A 21,581-nucleotide genomic window follows, 5' to 3' on the forward strand; every position below is an offset into this window, starting at 1 on the left:
ATGAGCCAGGCGGCACAGAACCTGAACTGGTTGATCACCAACTTCGTGGACAACACCCCCGGGGTGTCCCACACGGTGGTGGTCTCCGCCGACGGACTCCTTCTGGCGATGTCCGAAGGATTCCCCCGCGACCGCGCCGATCAGCTGGCGGCCGTGGCCTCCGGCCTGACCTCCCTGACGGCGGGTGCCTCCCGCATCTTCGAGGGCGGCGCCGTCAACCAGACCGTGGTCGAGATGGACCGGGGATTCCTCTTCCTCATGTCCGTCTCGGACGGGTCCTCGCTGGCCGTCCTGGCGCACCCCGAGTGCGACATCGGCCTCGTGGGCTACGAGATGGCCCTCCTCGTGGACCGCGCCGGCAGCGTCCTCACCCCGGACCTGCGCGCGGAACTCCAGGGCAGCCTGCTCGGCTGACTTCCCCCCTCCCGGTCGGACGGTACTTCCGGCCGGGGGGGCCGGGGCCACCGCCCCGGAACCCAGTACCCCCCTCAGGCCGTCATACCGTCCCCCCACCGGCCGCCCCGTCAGACGGCACGCTGACCACTGCTGTCCAGCCCGGAGGATCAATGACCCCGCCCCCCGCCTATCCCGATGCGTACGGAGATTCGTACTCGGAAGGCGATCAGCCGCTGGTGCGTCCGTACGCGATGACCGGCGGCCGGACCCGGCCCCGCTACCAGCTCGCCATCGAGGCGCTGGTCAGCACCACCGCGGATCCGATGCACCTGTCCGGCCTGCTCCCCGAGCACCAGCGGATCTGCACGCTGTGCCGCGAGGTCAAGTCCGTCGCCGAGGTGTCGGCGCTGCTGTCGATGCCGCTCGGTGTGGCCCGGATCCTCGTGGCCGACCTGGCGGAGGCCGGGATGGTGGCCATCCACCAGCCCGGCAATGGAGAGGCCGGCGGCACGCCGGATGTGACGCTGCTCGAAAGGGTGCTCAGTGGCCTTCGGAACATCTAGCGGCGGAGCGGCTCCTCGCTCCACCACCTCCGCGAAGATCGTGGTGGCGGGCGGCTTCGGCGTGGGCAAGACCACGTTCGTCGGCGCCGTCTCCGAGATCAACCCCCTGCGCACCGAAGCCGTCATGACCAGTGCGTCCGCGGGCATCGACGACCTCACCCACACCGGTGACAAGACGACCACCACGGTCGCCATGGACTTCGGCCGCATCACCCTCGACCAGGACCTGATCCTCTACCTCTTCGGCACCCCCGGACAGGACCGCTTCTGGTTCATGTGGGACGACCTCGTCCGCGGCGCCATCGGCGCCGTCGTCCTCGTCGACACCCGCCGCCTCGCCGACTGCTTCCCCGCCGTCGACTACTTCGAAAACAGCGGCCTCCCCTTCGTGGTGGCGCTCAACGGTTTCGAGGGGCACCAGCCGTACACGCCGGACGAGGTGCGCGAGGCCTTGCAGATCGGGCCGGGCGCGCCCATCATCACCACCGACGCCCGCCACCGCGCGGACGCCAAGAGCGCGCTCATCACGCTCGTCGAGCACGCCCTCATGGCACGGCTCAAGTAGCACGGTTCGGGTTGCCGGGTACGAGGGGCGGGCTGTGTCATACGACACGGCCCGCCCTTCTCGTTCATAACGTTTCGACAGACAATTCACGCCAGCTGGCCACAGGGAGCGTTCGGTTGGTGCCGCTACGCGCACAACTCCCCCCATTTTTGCCGCAGGACGCTCTTTATGTCCGATTTATGTGGGGCATAAGGCTCTAGGAATGGCCGGTTTCAACTGTTTGGAACACGGCCGTTAACCGTGCTGGAATTCAACGAACCAGCTAGTAGCACCGCGGAGAGGTTGTTGGTCGAGTGAGGCGAAGCAACGCAAGCCCCGCGGATGAACCCGCGCGCGGCAACTTCACCCCGCCGCCGAGAGCGGCCGCGTCGCCCGCCGACGTGCCCGTGGACTCACCCGCGCGCAGCGGGAGCGCCAGCAGGTTCTCTCCGCGCAACTGGCGTGTGCCGACCCGTCTGAACGCCATCCTGCTCGTGCCCGCCCTGGTCGGGCTGGTCATGGGCGGTTTCCAGGTGAAGGGCTCCGTCGACAGCTGGAACGAGGCCAAGGACGCCGAGCAGATAGCCAAGGTCGTCCAGGCCGCCTCCGAGTACAGCCAGGCGCTGCTCAACGAACGCGACCAGACGGCCGAGCCGCTGCTGACCGGCAACACCAAGGACGACGCGGTCACCCAGGCCTACGGGGCGACCGACGCCGCGAAGGTCAAGTTCGACAGGGCCGTCAAGGACATGCCGAAGAACCAGGGCATGGAACGGCGCCTGGAGCTCTTCCGCGCCGAAGAGCCGAAGCTGGAGGGCGTCCGCCAGAAGGCGTACCAGACGGTCCTCGAAAGCCCCAAGAAGAACCTCCCCTCCGCGCTGGGCCCGATCCCCACCGAAGAGGGGTACGTGCTCGTCCAGCACTACCTCATGCAGTTCGCCAACGAACTCGGCCTCGGCACCGGCAACGTGACCTCGTACGGCCGCATGGTCTACGCGATCCAGCTGTCCAAGGCGGCGCTCTCGCTCCAGCGCTCCGTCGGCACCCACCTGCTGGTCCGCCCGAGCGCCAACGAGGAGACCCGCAAGGCCCAGCTCGTCGCCTTCTCCTCCTACAACTACCTCGAAGAGATCGCCATCGGCGAGTACGTCGCGGCGGGCACCGAGGAGGACGTGAACCGCCTCAAGGAGGTCATGGCCCAGAAGTCCGAGGACGGGGCCGCCAAGCTCGCCGCCGCCAAGCAGGCGGCGGAGCAGGCCGGCACCCCGTTCAAGGCTCCGCCCGTGGCCGGACCGACCCAGTCGCCGCTCGTCGGCATGACCGAGGCGATCGCGAGCGGCGAGAAGAACACCAAGCTGGCCCAGAACGGCACGACGCCGCTCGCCTGGCAGGCCGCCGCCACCGCGAAGTTCGACGCCTACGACATCGTCGAGAAGGAACTCCTCGCCAAGGCCGTCGACGACGCCGTCGCCGTCTCCGACGAGTCCCGCAACGACGCCGTCACGAACGGCGCCATCGTCGTCGTCGCCCTGCTCGCCGCCTTCGTCCTGGCGGGCCTCATGGCCCGGCAGATGGGCCGCGCGATGCGCCGGCTGCGCGGGGCCGCCTTCGACATCGCCGAGCAGCGCCTGCCGATGCTCGTCGACCAGCTCTCGCGCACCGACCCCGGCAAGGTGGACACGCGCGTCGTTCCGATCCCCATCGACTCCCGGGACGAGATCGGCGAGGTCGCCCGCGCCTTCGACCAGGTCCACCGGGAAGCGGTGCGGCTCGCGGCCGAGCAGGCCCTGCTGCGGGGCAACGTCAACGCGATCTTCACCAACCTCTCCATGCGCAACCAGTCGCTGATCGAGGGCCAGCTGACCCTCATCACCGACCTGGAGAACAACGAGGCAGACCCGGACCAGCTGGAGAACCTCTTCCGCCTGGACCACCTGGCCACCCGCATGCGCCGCAACGGCGAGAACCTCCTCATCCTCGCGGGCGAGGAGCCGGGCCGCCGCTGGGACCAGCCGGTCCCCCTCGTCGACGTGCTGCGCGCCGCCTCCTCCGAGGTGGAGCAGTACGAGCGCATCGAGCTCTCCGGCGTCTCGGAGGCCGAGATCCACGGCCAGGCCGTGACCGACCTCGTGCACCTGCTCGCCGAGCTGCTGGAGAACGCCACCACGTTCTCCTCTCCGCAGACCAAGGTCCGCGTCAACGCGACCCGGCTGCCCGACGGCCGCGTGATGGTCGAGATCCACGACAAGGGCATCGGCCTCACCGCCGAGGACTTCGCGGACATCAACCACAAGCTGGCCAACCCGCCGACCGTGGACGCCGCGATCTCGCAGCGCATGGGCCTGTTCGTGGTCGGCCGGCTGGCGGACCGCCACAGCATCCGCGTCCAGCTGCGCCCCTCGGGCGAGGCCGCGGGCACCACCTCGCTGGTCATGCTCCCCGACGCCATCACCCACGGTGGCGGTGGCGAGGGCGTCCCGGACGACGACTTCACCGTCTCCCAGATCATCCCGGAGCAGCACAGCCAGCAGGCCGCCCCGCTGCGCACCGCCGCGGAGCTCGGCTTCGACGACTCGCGCTACGACCAGCAGGGCGCGGAGGGCCGCGAGCTCGACCCGGTCGGCCGCTCCCTGGGCCGCGAGGAGCGCCGGGCCGCCCTGGAGGCCCAGGCCGGTACGGGTTACCCGCAGGAACAGCAGGAGTACCCGCCGCAGGAGTATCCGGAACCCCAGCCCGAACACGGGTACCAGCCGTACCAGGGGTACGAGCAGCAGCCCGAACAGGGTTACGAGGGTGCGTACGAACAGCAGCGGGCGCAGCCGGGCTTCGATGCCTTCCCGCAGCAGGGCTACACCTATCCGGAAGCCGGATACCAGGACGGACAGCAGACCGCCCCCGCCTACGAGGACGGCTACGAAGCCCAGTCGGGACAGGCGCAGTGGCCCGAGCAGAACACCTATCCGGCTGCCTACCAGCAGGATTACGGGACCGAATCGGAATCCTCGTCAGGTGCCGAACCGGCCCCGGAACGCGTAGGCTTCGACCGTCCGGATACCGCTGCGGACACCGGTCACGAGATGACCGGAGCGGGTCTGCCGCGGCGCGGCAGCCAGCAGCAGTGGCAGCCGGCGCAGCAGGAAACGGAGTCCACCGGTTCCCTCTTCGAGCAGCGGCCGCAGCGTCAGCAGCAGCCCGCTGAGGCGGAGGGGGCCCCGGACGACGCGGAGGGCACCGCCGCCTGGCGCTCGCGCAACGACGAGCGCTGGCAGCAGGCCGGCAAGCTCCGTGAGCCGAAGGCGGGCGGGGTCACCCCGTCCGGTCTCCCTCGGCGGGTACCCAAGGCCAACCTGGTCGAGGGTGCGGCGGAGACGACCCCGCAGGGCGGCCCCCAGGTCTCCCGGGCCCCGGAGGACGTCCGCGGCAGGTTGAGCAACCTGCGGCGCGGTGTCCAGCAGGGCCGCAGCGCGGGTTCCGAGCAGTCAAGTAACAGCTATGACCAGGAGCGTTAGTGTGAGCCCGATGAGCCAGGCGGCACAGAACCTGAACTGGTTGATCACCAACTTCGTGGACAACACCCCCGGGGTGTCCCACACGGTGGTGGTCTCCGCCGACGGACTCCTTCTGGCGATGTCCGACGGGTTCCCGCGCGACCGCGCCGATCAGCTGGCGGCCGTGGCCTCCGGCCTGACCTCGCTGACCGCCGGCGCCTCCCGCATCTTCGAGGGCGGCGCCGTCAACCAGACCGTGGTCGAGATGGACCGCGGATTCCTCTTCCTCATGTCCGTCTCCGACGGCTCCTCCCTCGCGGTGCTCGCGCACCCCGAGTGCGACATCGGCCTCGTGGGTTACGAGATGGCCCTTTTGGTGGATCGTGCGGGCAGCGTCCTCACTCCGGACCTGCGCGCGGAGCTGCAGGGAAGTCTTCTCAACTAACAGACAGGCAGTGCGTTTCGCGCCATCGCACCATAAGGTGCGGTGGCGCGGTTCCACAGGGAGTACTGCGTACTTGGAGTCGGAGGAGGAAACGTGACAACACCCGGAGGACATCCCTATGGCGGCGCGCAGCAGCCGCAGGGTGGGCACGACCAGAACCGCTTCAACTTCCCCTCCGCTCCCAGCCGGCCCGTTCCGGAGCACAACCCCTACCAGCAACAGCCGTATGGACAGCCTCCTCAGTACCAGCAACCTCAGCAGCCCCCGATGCCTCCTCAGCAGCCGCCGCGTTCCGCACGGCCGCCGGCACCGCAGGCCCACAACCCGCTGGTGCGTCCGTACGCGATGACCGGCGGCCGGACCCGGCCGCGCTACCAGCTCGCCATCGAGGCGCTGGTCACCACCACGGCCGATCCCGCCCGGCTGCAAGGGCAGTTGCCCGAGCACCAGCGGATCTGCCGCCTGTGCCAGGAGATCAAATCCGTCGCGGAGATCTCGGCACTCCTCTCCATTCCTCTTGGTGTCGCCCGCATCCTCGTCGCCGACCTGGCGGAGGCGGGCCTTGTCGCCATTCACCAGCCCGGCGGCGACGAGTCTGCCGGCGGCCAGCCAGACGTGACACTGCTCGAAAGGGTGCTCAGTGGACTTCGCAAGCTCTAGCGGCGGAGCGGCTCCTCGCTCCACCACCTCCGCGAAGATCGTGGTGGCGGGCGGCTTCGGCGTGGGCAAGACCACGTTCGTCGGCGCCGTCTCCGAGATCAACCCCCTGCGCACCGAAGCCGTCATGACCAGTGCGTCCGCGGGCATCGACGACCTCACCCACACCGGTGACAAGACGACCACCACGGTCGCCATGGACTTCGGCCGCATCACCCTCGACCAGGACCTGATCCTCTACCTCTTCGGCACCCCCGGACAGGACCGCTTCTGGTTCATGTGGGACGACCTCGTCCGCGGCGCCATCGGCGCCGTCGTCCTCGTCGACACCCGCCGCCTCGCCGACTGCTTCCCCGCCGTCGACTACTTCGAAAACAGCGGCCTCCCCTTCGTCATCGCCCTCAACGGCTTCGACGGGCACCAGCCGTACACGCCGGAGGAAGTCCGCGAGGCCCTGCAGATCGGCCCGGACGCGCCCATCATCACCACCGACGCCCGCCACCGCGCGGACGCCAAGAGCGCGCTCATCACGCTCGTCGAGCACGCCCTCATGGCACGCCTGCGCTAGCGGTCCCCCGTATGCGGCCGAAGGCCCCCGTGTCCCCGGACGCGGGGGCCTTCGCCGTGCGCGGCGGCCCGCCGGACCGGAGCCGCGTCCGGGCACGCGCGAGGCCCCGCACCCTTCGGGGTGCGGGGCCTCACGGGTGCGTGCGGCGGGTCTCAGCCCTGCCAGCTGTGCGGGGCGCGGAAGCCCGGGGTGCGCTCCAGCCGGCGCCAGCCCGCCTGCGGGCGGGGGGTGCGGGCGGGGGCGGTCTCCGGGGTGGCGGCGGCGCGGGCGAGCAGGATCGCGGTGATCGCGGCCAGCTCCTCGGGGGCGGCGTTGCCCTTCTCGACGCGGAGCAGCGTGTCGGTGCTCATCGGTGGCGGTTCTCCTCTACTGCGGCGGGTTGCCGTGCTTGCGGGACGGCAGATCGGCGTGCTTGTTGCGGAGCATGGCCAGGGCGCTGATGAGCGTCCCGCGGGTCTCCGCCGGGTCGATGACGTCGTCGACGAGGCCGCGCTCGGCCGCGTAGTACGGGTGCATCAGTTCGGCCTTGTACTCCTTGACCATGCGGGTGCGCATGGCCTCGGGGTCCTCGGCGTCCGCGATCTGCTTGCGGAAGATGACGTTGGCCGCGCCCTCGGCGCCCATGACGGCGATCTCGTTGGTGGGCCAGGCGTAGGTGATGTCGGCGCCGATGGACTGGGAGTCCATGACGATGTACGCGCCGCCGTAGGCCTTGCGCAGGATCAGCGAGATCCGCGGGACGGTGGCGTTGCAGTACGCGTAGAGGAGCTTGGCGCCGTGGCGGATGATGCCGCCGTGCTCCTGGTCGACGCCGGGCAGGAAGCCGGGGACGTCCAGGAGGGTGATGATCGGGATGTTGAAGGCGTCGCAGAGCTGGACGAACCGGGCCGCCTTCTCGGAGGCGTGGATGTCCAGCACGCCGGCGAGGTGGCCGGGCTGGTTGGCGACGATGCCGACGACCTGGCCGTCGAGGCGGGCCAGGGCGCAGATGATGTTGCGGGCCCAGCGCTCGTGGATCTCCAGGACGTCGCCCTCGTCGACGAGCTCCTCGATGACCTTGAGCATGTCGTACGGCCGGTTGCCGTCGGCCGGGACCAGGTCGAGCAGGACCTCGGAACGGCGGTCGGCCGGGTCGGCGCTCTCGTGGACCGGGGGGTTCTCCCGGTTGTTGGAGGGCAGCATCGAGATCAGGTAGCGGACCTCGGAGATGCAGGTCTCCTCGTCGTCGTACGCGAAGTGCGCGACGCCGGAGGTCTCGGCGTGGACGTCGGCGCCGCCGAGGCCGTTCTGGGTGATCTCCTCGCCGGTCACCGCGCGGACCACGTCCGGGCCGGTGATGAACATCTGCGAGGTGTCGCGGACCATGAACACGAAGTCGGTCAGGGCCGGGGAGTAGGCCGCGCCGCCGGCGCAGGGGCCGAGCATGACCGAGATCTGCGGGATGACGCCCGAGGCCCTGGTGTTGCGCTGGAAGATGCCGCCGTAGCCGGCGAGCGCGGAGACGCCCTCCTGGATGCGGGCGCCGGCGCCGTCGTTGAGGGAGACCAGCGGGGCGCCGGCCGCGATGGCCATGTCCATGATCTTGTGGATCTTCGTGGCGTGGGCCTCGCCCAGCGCGCCGCCGAAGATCCGGAAGTCGTGCGCGTAGACGAAGACCGTGCGGCCCTCGACCGTGCCCCAGCCGGTGATGACACCGTCGGTGTACGGCTTCTTGCCCTCCAGGCCGAAGCCCGTCGCACGGTGCCGGCGGAGCTGCTCGACCTCCTTGAAGGAACCCTCGTCGAGCAGCAGCGCGATGCGCTCGCGGGCGGTCAGCTTGCCCTTGGCGTGCTGGGTCTCGGTCGCCCGGTCGCTGGGGCCGCGCCGCGCCTGCTCGCGCAGGGAGTGCAGTTCGGCCACGCGGCCGCGGGCGTCCGTCGGCTCGCTCGGGGTCTGGTCCACAACGGTCATGTACCGACCTTACGAAGCGCGCGCCGAAAAACCTCCGTTGGTTCCGCACAGTCTCCGGTGTCTTCCGCTGTCCGGCCCGCACAGTAGCCCGACGGGATGCGTGGACTCCGCCATACGGGACCTTCGTCCTTTGTCGGGCTCCGACAAAACACGGTGCCATCGCGCAGAGAAGTTGAAATTTGAACTGAACGGGGCTAACGTCGTTCCCGTTGAAGTCGTTGAACATTCAACATCGCGCAGCACCCCACCGAGGAGGAAGCCATGGGTCTGTTCACCCGCCGCAGCCAGGACACCACCGCCCCCGCCACCGCCGTGCTCGACGTGGACCCGGCCCTCGCCGCGCTCACCGGCGACTACGTGATCGACCCGGCGCACAGCAGCATCGGCTTCACCGTCCGCCACGCCATGGTGACCAACGTCCGCGGCAGCTTCGCCGAGCACGAGGGCACCCTGCACCTGGACGGAGCCGACCCGGCCCGATCCACCGCCACCATCGACGTCACGATCGCCTCCGTCGACACGGGCATCGCCGACCGCGACGGCCACCTGCGCGGCGGTGACTTCTTCGACGCGGACGCCTTCCCCCTGATGACCTTCCGCTCCACCGGGGCGCGCTCGCTCGGCGGCGACACGTACCGCATCACCGGCGACCTGACCATCAAGGACGTCACGCGTCCGCTCTCCATCGACCTGGAGTTCGCCGGCTCCGCCACCGACGTCTACGGCAACGAGCGGGTGGGCTTCGAGGGCTCCGCCGAGATCCTGCGCTCCGACTGGGGCCTGACCTGGAACGCGGCTCTGGAGGCCGGCGGTGTGATGGTCAGCGACAAGGTGAAGCTGACCTTCGACATCTCCGCCATCAAGCAGGCCTGACCGGCGCGGCCCCCGGGGGCGGCTACCAGCCGCCCCCGCCGTCGAACCCGCCGCCCCCGTCGAACCCGCCCCCGCCGCCGAAGTCCCCGCCCCCGAAGTCGGACGGGTTGAAGTCGGCCCCCGAGACGTCCCCGCCGCCGAAGCCCGACCCGTCCACGGCGCCCCCGCCGAAGTCCGCGGCGTAGGCGGGGCTGGACATCATCGAACCGAGCATCGTGCCCATCAGCAGACCGGGCAGCATGCCGCCGCCGAAGTAGCCGCCGGCCCAGGGGCCGTAGGCCGGGCCCGCGTCGTAGTACGGGCGCGGGCCGTGCTCCGTGTCGACGGTACGGACCGCCGGCTCCTGCCCGTCCCGCAGCCGGACCGCGTCCGCCGTGCAGACGGGCACCGTACGGGCCGTCCCGCCCGCCGGCGCCCAGGTGGCGTCCTCGGTGCCGGGCCCGTGCCGCGGGTCGAAGAAGCAGGGCGCGCGGCGCTCGGGCAGCGGCCGGCCCTGACGGCGCGCGTCGAGGCGGGCCAGCGCGAAGCGCCCGTCCTCCAGCGCCCGGGTCACGTCCCGGACCTCCTCGGGCCGCCGGACGGCGGCCATGACCTGCTTGGCCTTCTCGTACGAGTCGAGCCCCTGCGCGTAGTCCTCGCGCATCGCGTCGTCGGCGCCGGGCTCGCCGGGGTGGAAGTCCAGCCGGTCGAGCTCCTCGCCGAAGGCGGTGATGTCCTCGTCGACGACCACGCTCAGCCGTGCCACGGCCTCGCGGCGGGCCTCTTCCTTCCGCTTCCGGTTGCGCCGGACCAGCGCGTACGCCCCGCCGCCGCCGACCACGGCGACCGCGCCGAGGGCGATCAGACCGCCGACCGGGGCGCCCGCGTCGGCTCCCGCTCCGGCTCCGCCCCAGGACGCGGGGGCGGAGCCCTCGGCCTGGCTCAGGGCCTGGTCGACGAAGGTGCCGAGCTGGGTGTTCGCGTCCACCGGGGCGCCGGTCTTGACGGCGTCGGTGAGGTTGCGCACCGCGTTGACCGGCATGACGCTCCGGTCGGCGCCCGCGTTGAAACCGTCGCCGAGCCGGATCGCGTAGAGCCCGGTGATGCCGGTCTCGGTGCGGACGGCCTTGAGCACCCCGTCCCGGGGGAACGCGGCGGTGGCCGGCAGGACGGCGACGAACACCGGCTTGTCCGCGTCCTTGATCTTCTTCGCGAGCGCGTCCGCCTGGGCCGCGGACAGCTGGTCCCGGGCCCCCGGATCGACGTAGACCGGCCCCTTCTTGAGGGCCTCCCCCACCGCGGCGACGCCGGTGTCGGCCGACGCCTGCGGGGCGGCCGCGACCGCCGTCACCGCCAGGGCCAGCAGCAGACCGGAACATGCGGAAATCAGCCTGGTCCTCATGGCCACGACGCTACCGGAACCGGCCGTTTCCCGTGTGAGCGGGACATAAGCCCCCGCGGCCCGTCCCGCGGGGGCGGCCGGCTATTCGGCCGGTTCCACGCCCGCGTGCAGCAGGCCGAAGGTGAAGGCGTCCTCCAGGGCCTGCCAGGACGCCGCGATCACGTTCTCCGCGACGCCGACCGTGGACCACTCGCGCGCACCGTCGGTCGTGGCGACCAGCACGCGGGTCGTGGACTCCGTGCCGTGCTTGCCCTCCAGGATGCGGACCTTGTAGTCGACCAGCTCGAACTTGGCGAGCTGCGGGTAGAACCGCTCCAGCGCGACCCGCAGGGCCCGGTCCAGCGCGTTGACCGGGCCGTTGCCCTCGGCCGTCGCGACGATCCGCTCGCCCTTGGCCCACAGCTTGACCGTGGCCTCGTTGGCGTGGGTGCCGTCCGGGCGGTCCTCGACGATCGCCCGCCAGGACTCGACGCGGAAGTACCTGCGGGCCCGGCCCTCGACCTCGGCGCGCAGCAGCAGTTCGAAGGAGGCGTCGGCGGCCTCGTAGGTGTAGCCCTGGAGCTCCCGCTCCTTGACCCGCTCCACGACCCGCGAGATGAGGGCGCGGTCCCCGCCGAGGTCGACGCCGAGCTCCTTGCCCTTGAGCTCGATGGAGGCCCGGCCGGCCATGTCCGAGACGAGCATCCGCATGGTGTTGCCGACCCGCTCGGGGTCGATGTGCTGGTAGAGGTCCGGGTCCACCTTGATGGCGGAGGCGTGCAGGCCCGCCTTGTGCGCGAAGGCGGAGACGCCGACGTACGGCTGGTGGGTGGAGGGGGTGAGGTTGACGACCTCGGCGATGGCGTGCGAGATGCGGGTCATCTCGGCCAGCGCGCCCGCGGGGAGCACCGTGCGCCCGTACTTGATCTCCAGGGCGGCGACGACCGGGAAGAGGTTGGCGTTGCCGACGCGCTCGCCGTAGCCGTTGGCGGTGCACTGGACGTGCGTGGCGCCGGCGTCGACCGCGGCCAGGGTGTTGGCGACGGCGCAGCCGGTGTCGTCCTGGGCGTGGATGCCCAGCCGGGCGCCGGTGTCGGCGAGGACGGTGGCGACGGTGGCGGTGACCTGGGCGGGCAGCATGCCGCCGTTGGTGTCGCACAGGACGACGACGTCGGCCCCGGCCTCGTGGGCGGTGCGCACGACGGACGTGGCGTACGCGGCGTTGGCGCGGTAGCCGTCGAAGAAGTGCTCGCAGTCGACGAAGACGCGCCGGCCCTGGGCGACCAGGTGGGAGACGGTGTCGCGGACCATCTCCAGGTTCTCTTCGAGGGTGGTGCGCAGCGCCAGCTCGACGTGCCGGTCGTGCGACTTGGCGACGAGCGTGATCACCGGAGCGCCCGATTCGAGCAGCGCCCGCACCTGCGGGTCCTCGGCGGCCGAGCCGCCGGCCCGGCGGGTCGCGCCGAACGCGACGAGCCGGGCGTTCCTGAAGTCGATCTCGGCGCGGGCGCGGGCGAAGAACTCGGTGTCGCGCGGGTTGGCCCCGGGCCAGCCGCCCTCGATGAAGCCCACGCCGAAGTCGTCCAGGTGGCGCGCGATCGTCAGCTTGTCGGCGACCGTGAGGTTGATGCCCTCGCGCTGGGCGCCGTCGCGCAGGGTGGTGTCGAAGACGTGGAAACTGTCGTCGAGGACCGCTGCCGCCGCCTCTGGTGTCGTCGTCATGCTGATCTGACTCCTGTCGGATGAGTGGTTCCGGATGCCCGGGGTCCACTGCTCCCATCATCGCGCGCGGTCCGTTCCCGGCAGGGGTGGGCCGGGAAAAGAAAAAACCCCTCGCGGGTAGCGAGAGGTCGGCGCGCGGGTCGGGGGCACGGTGGCCGCTTCCGCGAAGTTCTTCCGCGGTTCAGCGGCCCCTGGGGACCGGCGCGCTGCTGGCGATAATCACGAGCTGAGCAGGCACGCTCGCAGTGTGCCACACCGCGCGCCGCCCGTGGACGGCGGTCTCAGCATCCGGTCAGCGGGCGCCGCGGCGGCCCTCAGGCCGGCGGGCGCGGCGTGAGGGTGTCGTCGAGGAACTCGCGGACGTGGGCCAGGATGGCGCCGCGGTCCAGGGTGGGCAGGCCCACCGCGAGCTGGATGCTGAACCCGTCGAGCAGGGCCCGGATGCGGGCCGCCGTGCGGTCGGGGTCCACCGCGCGGAACTCGCCGCGCGAGATCCCCTCGGCGAGCAGCGCCACCAGGTCGCGGTGCCAGGCGCCCTCGATGGCCGCCTGCCGGTCGCGCTCCTCGGGCCCGGCGTTCTGCGAGCGGTTCCAGACCTCCAGCCACAGCGTCCAGTGCGGGTCGCGGGCCTGCGTGGGCACGTACAGGTCGACGTAGGCGCGCAGGCGCTCCGCGGCCGGTCCGCGCCGGGAGAGCAGGGCGCGCCGCTCCCGGCCGAGCTCCGACTCGCTCCACTCCAGGGTCCGCAGCAGGAGCTCGTCCTTGCTGCGGAAGTAGTAGAGGAGGTGGCCGCTGCTCATGCCCACCTCGCGGCCCAGCCCGGCCATGGTCAGGCCGTCCAGGCCGCGCTCGGCGATCGTGGCCATGGCGGCGACGAGTACGTCCTCGCGCGGGGGCGCGTTCTTGCGCGCCGCCCGTACCGGTACTCCGCCCGCCGTCATGGCCCACTCCTCATCGGTACGCCGCCCGGCCCGGGGTCAGGCCTTCGGCTGCTGCTGGGTGATGCAGTGGATACCGCCGCCCCCGGCGAAAATCGTACGTGCGTCGACCAGGGTCACGGTCCGCTCGGGGAACAGGCCGCGGAAGATCTCGGCGGCCTCCTCGTCGCGCGGGTCGTCGAAGGCGCAGAGCACCACGCCGCCGTTGCACAGGTAGTGGTTGATGTAGGAGTAGTCCACCCACTCCCCGTCCTCCTCCAGCACGGTCGGCGCGGGGACCTCCACGACCTCCAGCTGCCGGCCGCGGGCGTCGGTGGACGCGCGCAGCAGGGCCGCGATGGCCTTGCAGCGCTCGTGGTCGGGGTGGGCCGGGTCGGGCTGGGTGTGGACCATGACGACGCCGGGGCGGGCGAAGGCGGCGACGATGTCGACGTGGCCCTGGGTTCCGTAGGTCCCGTAGTCGCCGGCCAGGCCGTACGGGAGCCAGATCGCCTTGGTGGTGCCGAGGTGGGCGTGGACCTCGGCCTCGACCTCGCGGCGGGTCCAGCCGGGGTTGCGGCCCTCGCCCAGCTGGACGGTGTCGGTGAGCAGCACGGTGCCCTCGCCGTCGACGTGGAGCGCGCCGCCCTCGTTGACGAGCGGGGTGCTGTACGTGCGGGTGCCGATCACGTCCGAGACGTGCCGGGCGATCTTCGAGTCGTGCTCCCAGCGGGCCCATTCCTGGGCGCCCCAGCCGTTGAACGTCCAGTCGACGGCGGCCAGTTCACCGGCGTCGTTGGTGACGAAGGTGGGGCCGATGTCGCGCATCCAGGCGTCGTCGAGCTCGCGCTCGACCAGCTCCACGTCCTCGCCGACGATCGCCCGGGCGCTGTCGGCGTCGCCCGGGGAGACGACGAGGGTCACCGGCTCGTACGCCCGCACGGCGCGGGCGACGGCGCCCCAGGCCTCGCGGGCCTCGGCGAGCTCCCGGGGGGTGGTGAAGGTGGGGTTGGGGCTGGGCCAGGCCATCCAGGTGCGCTCGTGGGGGGTCCACTCGGCGGGCATCCGGAATCCGGCGTCGGCCGGCTTGGCGGGCTGTGCGGTCATGGCGGGGTCCTTACGGGCTGTGCAGGCTTACAGGAAGTACAGGCGGTTGAGCGAGACGGTGTCGGCGGCTTCGGAGTGCAGCGGTTCCCCGTCGAGGGAGACGAGGCCGCTGCGCGCGTCCACGTCGACGGCGCCCACCCGGGAGTTGAGGAGGAGGTCGGCGGGGCCGATCCCGCGGGTGCCGCGGACGGCGACCCGGCGGCGGCGGGTCGGCATCGCGTCGCTGCCGAGCGCGGCGGCCGCGGCGGAGACGAAGGCGACGGAGATGTCGGCGGCGGCGGCTCCGTGCGCGCCGAACTGGGGCCCGAGGACGAGCGGTTCGCAGGTGTCGGTGGCGGCGTTCGGGTCGCCGGTGACCCCGTAGGCGGGGAAGCCGGACTTGAGGACCAGCTGCGGCTTGGCGCCGAAGAACGGGGGGCGCCACAGCACGATGTCGGCGAGCTTGCCGACTTCGATGGAGCCGATCTCGTGGGCCAGGCCGTGGGCGATGGCGGGGTTGATGGTCAGCTTGGCCATGTAGCGCAGGACGCGGGCGTTGTCGTCGCCCTCGCCGTCCCCGGCCAGCGGGCCCAGCTCGCCCTTCATCTTGGCGGCCATGGCGAAGGTGCGGCGGATGGTCTCGCCCGCGCGGCCCATGCCCTGGGCGTCGGAGGAGGTGATGCCGATCGCGCCGAGGTCGTGCAGGACGTCCTCGGCGCCCATGGTGCCCGCGCGGATGCGGTCGCGGGCCATGGCGGCGTCGCCGGGGAGGTCCGGCTTGAGGTCGTGGACCGAGACGATCATGCCGTAGTGCTCGGCGACGGCGTCGCGGCCGAAGGGGAGGGTGGGGTTGGTGGAGGAGCCGATGACGTTGGGGACGCCGGCCATCTTCAGGACGTTGGGGACGTGTCCGCCGCCGCAGCCCTCGATGTGGAAGGCGTGGATGGTGCGGCCGTCGAGCACGCGCAGGGTGTCCTCGACGGAGAGGCACTCGTTGAGGCCGTCGCTGTGCAGGGCCACCTGCACGTCGTGCTCCTCGGCCACCCGCAGCGCGGTGTCCAGGGCGCGCGTGTGGGCGCCCATGTCCTCGTGCACCTTGAACCCGGACGCACCGCCCTCCGCGAGCGCCTCCACCAGCGGGGCCGGGTCCGAGGACGAACCGCGGGCCAGGAAGCCGATGTTCACCGGCCAGGCGTCGAACGCGTTGAACGCGTGCCGCAGCGCCCAGGGCGAGTTCACCCCGACGCCCCACACCGGGCCGAACTCCTGACCGATGACCGTGGTCACCCCGGCGGCCAGCGAGGCCTCCATGATGCGCGGCGACAACAGGTGGACGTGCGTGTCCACCGCGCCCGCCGTCGCGATCATGCCCTCCCCCGACACGATGCTCGTCCCGGTCCCGACGACCACGTCGACCCCGTCGAGGGTGTCCGGGTTCCCGGCCCGGCCGATCGCGTGGATCCGCCCTTCCCTGATCCCGATCGACACCTTCCGGATCCCCAGGACCGCGTCGATCACCAGCACGTTGCTGATCACCACGTCACACGTGGCGCGTACCGCCGCGGCCTTCAGGTGCAGCCCGTCGCGCGCCGTCTTCCCGAACCCCGCCAGGAACTCGTCCCCCGGCCGCTGCGCGTCCGACTCCACCCGGACGGTCAGCCCCGAGTCGCCGAGCCGCACCCGGTCCCCCGCCCGGGGCCCGAAGACGGAGGCGTACTCGTGGGGGTCGATGTGCCGGCTGCCGGGGGCGCAGTGGTCGCTGTGGGGGGTCTGGCGGCTCATGCGGGGTTTCCTTCCGGGCGGCCGGTGGGTGCGGGGCCTTCGCCGGGGCCGGGCCGGGGGTCCTCGGCGCGGGCGTCCGCCGGGTCTTCGCCGGGCACGCCGAGATAGCCGCAGGCCGCCGCGCGGCGCAGCGCCTCCTGCCGGGCGCCGGGGGCGTCGAGGGGGCCGTCGACCAGGCCCGCGAAGCCGATGGCGATGCGGTCGCCGCCGATCGGGACGAGCCCGACCTCGCCCTCGCCGTGCGGGTCGAACCGCACGGAGGAGCCCGCCGGGACGCACAGCCGCATGCCGTAGGCGGCCGCGCGGTCGAAGTCGAGGCGCGGGTTGGCCTCGAAGAAGTGGAAGTGGGAGGTGACGCTGACCGGCACGGCGGCCGTGTTGCGCACCCGCAGGTGCAGGGCAGGCTCCGGCTGCGGGACGCCCGGGCCGGGGACGACCGCGCCCGGGGCCTCGTCGCCGAGGGAGACGGCGCCGGCGATCGGGGCGGACACCACCGCGAGGCGGGAGCCGTCGTCGAAGACGGCCTCCACGTGCACCTCGGTGACCACGTCGGACACGCCGGGCAGGACGTCGTCCGGTCCGAGCACGGCGCGGGCCTCGGCGATGGCCTCGGCCAGCCGCTTGCCGTCGCGCGCCGCCTCGCAGACCGTGTCCGCGATCAGCGCGGTGGCCTCCGGGACATTCAGTTTCAGGCCACGGGCCCGCCGGGCCCGGGCGAGCTCGGCGGCGCTGCGCAGCAGCAGCCGGTCGCGCTCCGTAGGGGTCAGCCGCACGCCGATCCACCACCTCTTGAGTCGATGGGTTAGAGCATCACTCTAACTCTTCATTTCCTCGCAGGGAATCATTGACCTGACACATGGGCTTGGGTCACATTGAGTGGCGCTCAAACTTCTGTGCAACCACCCCCCGCCCTGCCAAGGGAGTTCCCCATGCCCATCGAACAGCGCGGAGTCGACACCATCCCCGAAGAGGAACGGACGAGCGGTCCCCGTGACCTGATCTCGATCCTGCTCGGCTCCAACCTCTGCCTCGGTGTGATCGTTTTCGGCTGGCTGCCCCCGTCCTTCGGGCTCGGCCTGTGGCCCTCGGTCACCGCCATCGTGACCGGCACCCTCGTCGGCATCGCCTTCACCGCGCCGCTCGCGCTGGTCTCCCTGCGCACCGGCACCAACCTCTCCACCTCCAGCGGAGCCCAGTTCGGCGTCCGCGGCCGCCTCGTCGGCTCGGTGGTCGGGCTGCTGCTCTCCCTCGGCTACACCGCGCTCACCCTCTGGGTCGGCGGAGACGTCATGGCCGGCGTCCTGTCCCGGCTCACCGGACTGCCCGACACCGGCCTCACCCGGGCCGCGATGTACGGGGTGCTGGCCGCCTGTACCGTCGTCGGGGCCGTCTTCGGCTACCGGCTGCTGCTGCGCATGAGCAAGGTGCTGTCCGTCGGGATGGTGGTGCTGCTGGCCGTGGGCGTCCTCGCGTACGCGGGGGACTTCACCACCGCCGCCCCGCCGCAGACCCCGTACCTCCTGGGGTCCTTCTGGCCGACCTGGCTGCTCGCGGCCGTGGCCGCCGGGCTGAGCGGCCCCGTCGCCTTCATCACCCTGCTCGGCGACTACACCCGCTACGTCTCCCCCCGCAGGCACCGCTCGCGCACGGTGCTCCGGGCGACCGCCGCGGGCCTGCTCTTCGGCCTGCTGATCCCGCAGCTCTTCGGGACGTACACCGCGCTCGCGGCCCGGGCGGGCGCCGAGTACGCGGGACCGCTCGTGGCCGCGGCCCCGTCCTGGTACCTGGTCCCGCTGCTGGCCGCCGCCGCGGCCGGTTCGGTCGGCAACGCCGGGCTGATGCTCTACTCCATGGGCCTGGACCTGGACGCGATCGTGCCCCGCACCACCCGCACCCGGGCCACGCTGATCGCCGCGGCCGTCGCCACCGGCTTCGTCTTCCTGGGCTCCTTCGCCTGGAGCGCGCAGGACGCCATGACCTCCTTCGTCCTGCTGCTGACCGCGATCGGCACCCCGTGGGCCGTGATCACCCTCATCGGGTACGTGCGCTGCCGGGGCCGGTACGACGAGCAGGCCCTGCAGGTCTTCAACCAGCGCAGCCGCGGCGGCGCCTACTGGTTCCGCGGGGGGTGGAACCCGCGGGCGACGGCGGCCTGGGCGCTGGGCGCGGCGACGGGCCTGGCGGCCGTGACGACCCCGTTCTACCAGGGGCCGCTGCTGGCCCTGACCGGCGGCGTGGACTGCAGCTTCGTCCTCTCGGGCCTCGTCGGCGCCCTGGCCTACACCGCGCTGACCTTCCGGTCCGCGGCCGCGACCGCGACCGCCGCGCCGGCCGCCGACCGGGAGGACCGGGGGCCGGGCACGGGACCGGAAGCGGTACGGACGGCGTCGCCGGCCCGCTGACCACCGGTACGGCCGGCGCCGAGCCGGGCCCCGTACGCGGAAGAGGGCCCCCGACCGGATCGGTCGGGGGCCCTCCACGTGCCGTCCGGGCGCGGGCCGGGCGGAGAACTAGCCGAGCGGGTGCATCCAGCCGTGCGCGTCGGCCGCGTGGCCGGTCTGGAGCTCCAGCAGCGCCTTCCGCAGGCGCATGGTGACCTGGCCGGGCGCGCCGTCGCCCTGGGTCCAGTTGGCGCGCTCGGACTTGACCGAGCCGACCGGGGTGATCACGGCCGCGGTACCGCAGGCGAACACCTCGGTGAGGGTGCCGTTCTCGTTGTCGCGCTTCCAGTCCTCGGTGGTGATCCGGCCCTCCTCGGCGGTGTAGCCGAGGTCGCGGGCGATGGTGAGGAGGGAGTCGCGGGTGATGCCCGGCAGCAGCGAGCCGGTGAGCTCGGGGGTGACGATGCGGTCGCCGTACACGAAGTACAGGTTCATCCCGCCCATCTCCTCGATCCAGCGGTGCTCGACCGCGTCCAGCCAGACGACCTGGTCGCAGCCGTGCGAGGCGGCCTGGGCCTGGGCGACGAGGGAGGCCGCGTAGTTGCCGCCGGTCTTGGCGGCGCCGGTGCCGCCCTTGACCGCGCGCACGTACTCCTCGGACAGCCACACGGAGACGGGCTGGACCCCGCCGGGGAAGTAGGCGCCGGCCGGCGAGGCGATGACGATGAACAGGAACTCGTTGGCCGGGCGGACGCCGAGGCCGACCTCGGACGCGAACATGAACGGCCGCAGGTACAGGGAGGCCTCGCCGGAGTCCGGGACCCAGGCGCGGTCCTGCGCGACGAGCGCGTCGCAGGCGGCGATGAACAGGTCCACCGGCAGCTCGGGCATGGCCATGCGGCGGGCGGAGGTCTGGAAGCGCTCGGCGTTGGCCTCGGGTCGGAAGGTGGCCACGGTGCCGTCGGGCTGGCGGTAGGCCTTGAGCCCCTCGAAGATCGTCTGCGCGTAGTGCAGCGTCATGTTCGCCGGGTCGATCGACAGCGGCGCGTACGGGACCAGCTCGGCGTCGTGCCAGCCGCGGCCTTCGGTCCACTTGATCGTCACCATGTTGTCGGTGAAGTGGCGGCCGAAGCCGGGGCTGGCCAGGATCGCCTCGCGCTCCGCGTCGGACAGCGGGTTCGAGGAGGGCTTGAGCTCGATCGTGGGCGTCGTCATGAGTGCGTGTCCTTCACCGTTGTGTATGGCGGACCGCGCTCATGCGTACCAGGACGTCCGAGCTTCCCCGTATTCCGCGGCCTCGCGTTCGATTATCGCGCGCGAGGGGGGTTCGGTGAAACGGGGGGATTGCGGCCCACGGGAGATGGTGGCACCCGGGGCCGCACAGGAGAAGCCGCCGGGTCCGATGATCGCGACCCGGCGGCTTCCCTGGGGTGGAGCGGCCGGGTCAGCCGGCTACGCGCGCGGCGAGGGCGTCGCCGATGGCGTCGGTGGAGCGGAAGGTGCCGTCGCGCTCCGCCAGGTCGGCGGAGACCGCGTCCTCAATGCGGGCGGCCTGGGTCTCGTAGCCCAGGTGGCGCAGCAGGAGGGCGACGGAGAGGATCGTCGCGGTCGGGTCGGCCTTGCCGGTGCCGGCGATGTCCGGGGCCGAGCCGTGGACGGGCTCGAACATGGACGGGAAGGCGCCGGTCGGGTTGATGTTCCCGGAGGCGGCGAGGCCGATGCCGCCGGTCACGGCGGCGGCCAGGTCGGTGAGGATGTCACCGAAGAGGTTGTCCGTGACGATGACGTCGAAGCGGTCGGGCTGGGTGACGAAGAAGATCGTCGCGGCGTCGACGTGCAGGTAGTCGGTGGTGACCTCGGGGTACTCCTTGCCGACCGTGTCGAAGGTGTTCTTCCACAGGTGGCCGGCGTACACGAGGACGTTGTTCTTGTGGACCAGCGTCAGCTTCTTGCGCGGGCGGGCGTTGGCGCGCTCGTACGCGTCGCGGACGACGCGCTCGACGCCGTACGCCGTGTTGAGGCTGACCTCGGTGGCGACCTCGGCCGGCGTACCGGTGCGCAGCGAGCCGCCGTTGCCGGTGTACGGGCCTTCGGTGCCCTCGCGGACCACGACGAAGTCGATCTCCGGGCGGCCGGCGAGCGGGGTGGCCGTGTTCGGGAAGAGCTTCGAGGGGCGCAGGTTGATGAAGTGGTCGAAGGCGAAGCGGAGCTTGAGCAGCAGACCGCGCTCCAGCACGCCGGACGGCACCGAGGGATCGCCGATGGCGCCCAGCAGGATCGCGTCGTGGTGCCTGAGGGCTTCGAGCTCCGCGTCCGGGAGGGTCTCCCCGGTGCGGTGCCAGCGCTGGGCGCCGAGGTCGTACTCCTTGGTCTCCAGCTTCACATCCTGGGGCAGGACCGCGGTAAGGACCTTGAGTCCCTGAGCCACGACTTCCTGGCCGATGCCATCACCGGGGATCACTGCGAGATTGATGCTGGTCGACATGGCGAAACCGTACTCCGTGTCCCAGCCCGCAGACATATTGCGTCCACGATGTGGACCGGTATGCCTGGCTCGCGCCTGCGGGCCGGGCGGTCGAAGGGCCTGGTCAGTGGCCGGTCGAGCCGCCGTTGTCACGGCGGTCGAGCGCGCGCTGGAGGGCGGCGGCGGCGTTCTTGCGGTCGGCGTCGGTTCCGCCGGAGTGACGGACGCGGCGGACGGCTGCGGTGGTGGGGGTCATGGTGATCGACTCCTTGAGATCACGGCGTGGCGGGGCCACGGATGAGGGGTTCCTTCAAGGCGCCGGAAGAGGCGGGGGGCGGGGCGCCGCAGGGGTTGCCTGCACGGGGCGCGCGCCCTCGACCGCCAT

The 21,581-nt window shown here is 71.7% G+C and carries 20 protein-coding genes; 9 read left to right on the forward strand and 11 right to left on the reverse strand.

Annotation, left to right across the window (positions count from 1 at the left end; genetic code table 11):
* The 7 genes from CP968_RS09975 (at window position 1) to CP968_RS10005 (ending at window position 6,661) form a co-directional block, all read left to right on the forward strand.
* Window positions 1–414: a roadblock/LC7 domain-containing protein gene (locus CP968_RS09975; protein ID WP_030708442.1), complete on the forward strand. Its 414-nt coding sequence runs from the start codon at window positions 1–3 to the stop codon at window positions 412–414.
* Window positions 415–566: 152 nt separating this feature from the next.
* Complete coding sequence (locus CP968_RS09980; RefSeq protein ID WP_030037344.1) at window positions 567–959, forward strand: DUF742 domain-containing protein; 393 nt, start codon at window positions 567–569, stop codon at window positions 957–959.
* On the forward strand, window positions 940–1,524 hold the full coding sequence (locus CP968_RS09985; protein WP_150517668.1) for a GTP-binding protein: 585 nt from the start codon (window positions 940–942) through the stop codon (window positions 1,522–1,524). The genes CP968_RS09980 and CP968_RS09985 overlap by 20 nt, the downstream gene beginning before the upstream one ends.
* A 293-nt stretch (window positions 1,525–1,817) precedes the next feature.
* Window positions 1,818–5,012 (forward strand): sensor histidine kinase, encoded by a 3,195-nt coding sequence (locus CP968_RS09990; protein WP_150517669.1) that lies wholly within the window; start codon window positions 1,818–1,820, stop codon window positions 5,010–5,012.
* A 10-nt stretch (window positions 5,013–5,022) separates the two neighbouring features.
* On the forward strand, window positions 5,023–5,436 hold the full coding sequence (locus CP968_RS09995) for a roadblock/LC7 domain-containing protein (RefSeq protein WP_030037347.1): 414 nt from the start codon (window positions 5,023–5,025) through the stop codon (window positions 5,434–5,436).
* A 93-nt stretch (window positions 5,437–5,529) separates the two neighbouring features.
* Window positions 5,530–6,096, forward strand: a complete 567-nt coding sequence (locus CP968_RS10000) for a DUF742 domain-containing protein (RefSeq protein ID WP_150517670.1) — start codon at window positions 5,530–5,532, stop codon at window positions 6,094–6,096.
* The gene (locus CP968_RS10005) at window positions 6,077–6,661 is read left to right on the forward strand and encodes a GTP-binding protein (protein ID WP_150517671.1); all 585 of its coding nucleotides are present in this window, start codon (window positions 6,077–6,079) and stop codon (window positions 6,659–6,661) included. Before CP968_RS10000 ends, CP968_RS10005 begins: the two co-directional genes overlap by 20 nt.
* Window positions 6,662–6,813: 152 nt before the next feature.
* Here CP968_RS10005 and CP968_RS10010 read toward each other — a convergent pair whose 3' ends face one another.
* Window positions 6,814–7,011 (reverse strand): acyl-CoA carboxylase subunit epsilon, encoded by a 198-nt coding sequence (locus tag CP968_RS10010; RefSeq protein WP_150517672.1) that lies wholly within the window; start codon window positions 7,009–7,011, stop codon window positions 6,814–6,816.
* Between the two features lie 16 nt (window positions 7,012–7,027).
* Window positions 7,028–8,611 carry an acyl-CoA carboxylase subunit beta gene (locus tag CP968_RS10015; RefSeq protein ID WP_150517673.1) on the reverse strand — a complete coding sequence of 528 codons (1,584 nt, stop codon included), beginning with the start codon at window positions 8,609–8,611 and terminating at the stop codon, window positions 7,028–7,030.
* Window positions 8,612–8,872: 261 nt separating this feature from the next.
* Between CP968_RS10015 and CP968_RS10020 the strand changes: the two genes are divergently transcribed.
* Entirely contained in the window at window positions 8,873–9,484 is a 612-nt protein-coding gene (locus tag CP968_RS10020; RefSeq protein WP_150517674.1) for a YceI family protein, read from the forward strand.
* A 22-nt stretch (window positions 9,485–9,506) separates the two neighbouring features.
* On the opposite strand, the gene CP968_RS10025 is transcribed toward CP968_RS10020, so the two are convergent.
* The 6 genes from CP968_RS10025 to ureA all read right to left on the reverse strand — a co-directional run bounded on the left by CP968_RS10025 (window position 9,507) and on the right by ureA (window position 17,124).
* The gene (locus CP968_RS10025; protein ID WP_150517675.1) at window positions 9,507–10,865 is read right to left on the reverse strand and encodes a hypothetical protein; all 1,359 of its coding nucleotides are present in this window, start codon (window positions 10,863–10,865) and stop codon (window positions 9,507–9,509) included.
* A gap of 81 nt (window positions 10,866–10,946) precedes the next feature.
* Window positions 10,947–12,566, reverse strand: coding sequence for a citramalate synthase (cimA, locus tag CP968_RS10030; protein ID WP_150517676.1), 1,620 nt, complete (start codon window positions 12,564–12,566; stop codon window positions 10,947–10,949).
* Window positions 12,567–12,880: 314 nt separating this feature from the next.
* Complete coding sequence (locus CP968_RS10035) at window positions 12,881–13,507, reverse strand: TetR/AcrR family transcriptional regulator (RefSeq protein ID WP_150517677.1); 627 nt, start codon at window positions 13,505–13,507, stop codon at window positions 12,881–12,883.
* Window positions 13,508–13,543: 36 nt separating this feature from the next.
* Window positions 13,544–14,590 (reverse strand): agmatine deiminase family protein, encoded by a 1,047-nt coding sequence (locus tag CP968_RS10040; protein ID WP_150517678.1) that lies wholly within the window; start codon window positions 14,588–14,590, stop codon window positions 13,544–13,546.
* 27 nt (window positions 14,591–14,617) lie between these two features.
* Window positions 14,618–16,351, reverse strand: a complete 1,734-nt coding sequence (locus CP968_RS10045) for an urease subunit alpha (RefSeq protein WP_150517679.1) — start codon at window positions 16,349–16,351, stop codon at window positions 14,618–14,620.
* Window positions 16,348–17,124, reverse strand: a complete 777-nt coding sequence (ureA, locus tag CP968_RS10050) for an urease subunit gamma (protein ID WP_150517680.1) — start codon at window positions 17,122–17,124, stop codon at window positions 16,348–16,350. The genes CP968_RS10045 and ureA overlap by 4 nt, the downstream gene beginning before the upstream one ends.
* Before the next feature lie 156 nt (window positions 17,125–17,280).
* Here ureA and CP968_RS10055 point away from each other — a divergent pair, with 156 nt between their 5' ends.
* Window positions 17,281–18,753, forward strand: a complete 1,473-nt coding sequence (locus tag CP968_RS10055; RefSeq protein ID WP_150517681.1) for a cytosine permease — start codon at window positions 17,281–17,283, stop codon at window positions 18,751–18,753.
* A 108-nt stretch (window positions 18,754–18,861) separates the two neighbouring features.
* Here CP968_RS10055 and CP968_RS10060 read toward each other — a convergent pair whose 3' ends face one another.
* The 3 genes from CP968_RS10060 to CP968_RS35340 form a co-directional block, all read right to left on the reverse strand.
* Window positions 18,862–19,947, reverse strand: a complete 1,086-nt coding sequence (locus CP968_RS10060; protein WP_150517682.1) for a branched-chain amino acid aminotransferase — start codon at window positions 19,945–19,947, stop codon at window positions 18,862–18,864.
* A gap of 229 nt (window positions 19,948–20,176) precedes the next feature.
* The gene (locus CP968_RS10065; protein ID WP_150517683.1) at window positions 20,177–21,217 is read right to left on the reverse strand and encodes a 3-isopropylmalate dehydrogenase; all 1,041 of its coding nucleotides are present in this window, start codon (window positions 21,215–21,217) and stop codon (window positions 20,177–20,179) included.
* 103 nt (window positions 21,218–21,320) lie between these two features.
* Window positions 21,321–21,452, reverse strand: coding sequence for a hypothetical protein (locus tag CP968_RS35340; protein ID WP_268253259.1), 132 nt, complete (start codon window positions 21,450–21,452; stop codon window positions 21,321–21,323).
* Window positions 21,453–21,581 lie beyond the last annotated feature (129 nt).

The sequence above is a fragment of the Streptomyces subrutilus genome (assembly GCF_008704535.1).
GTDB classification, from domain to species: domain Bacteria; phylum Actinomycetota; class Actinomycetes; order Streptomycetales; family Streptomycetaceae; genus Streptomyces; species Streptomyces subrutilus.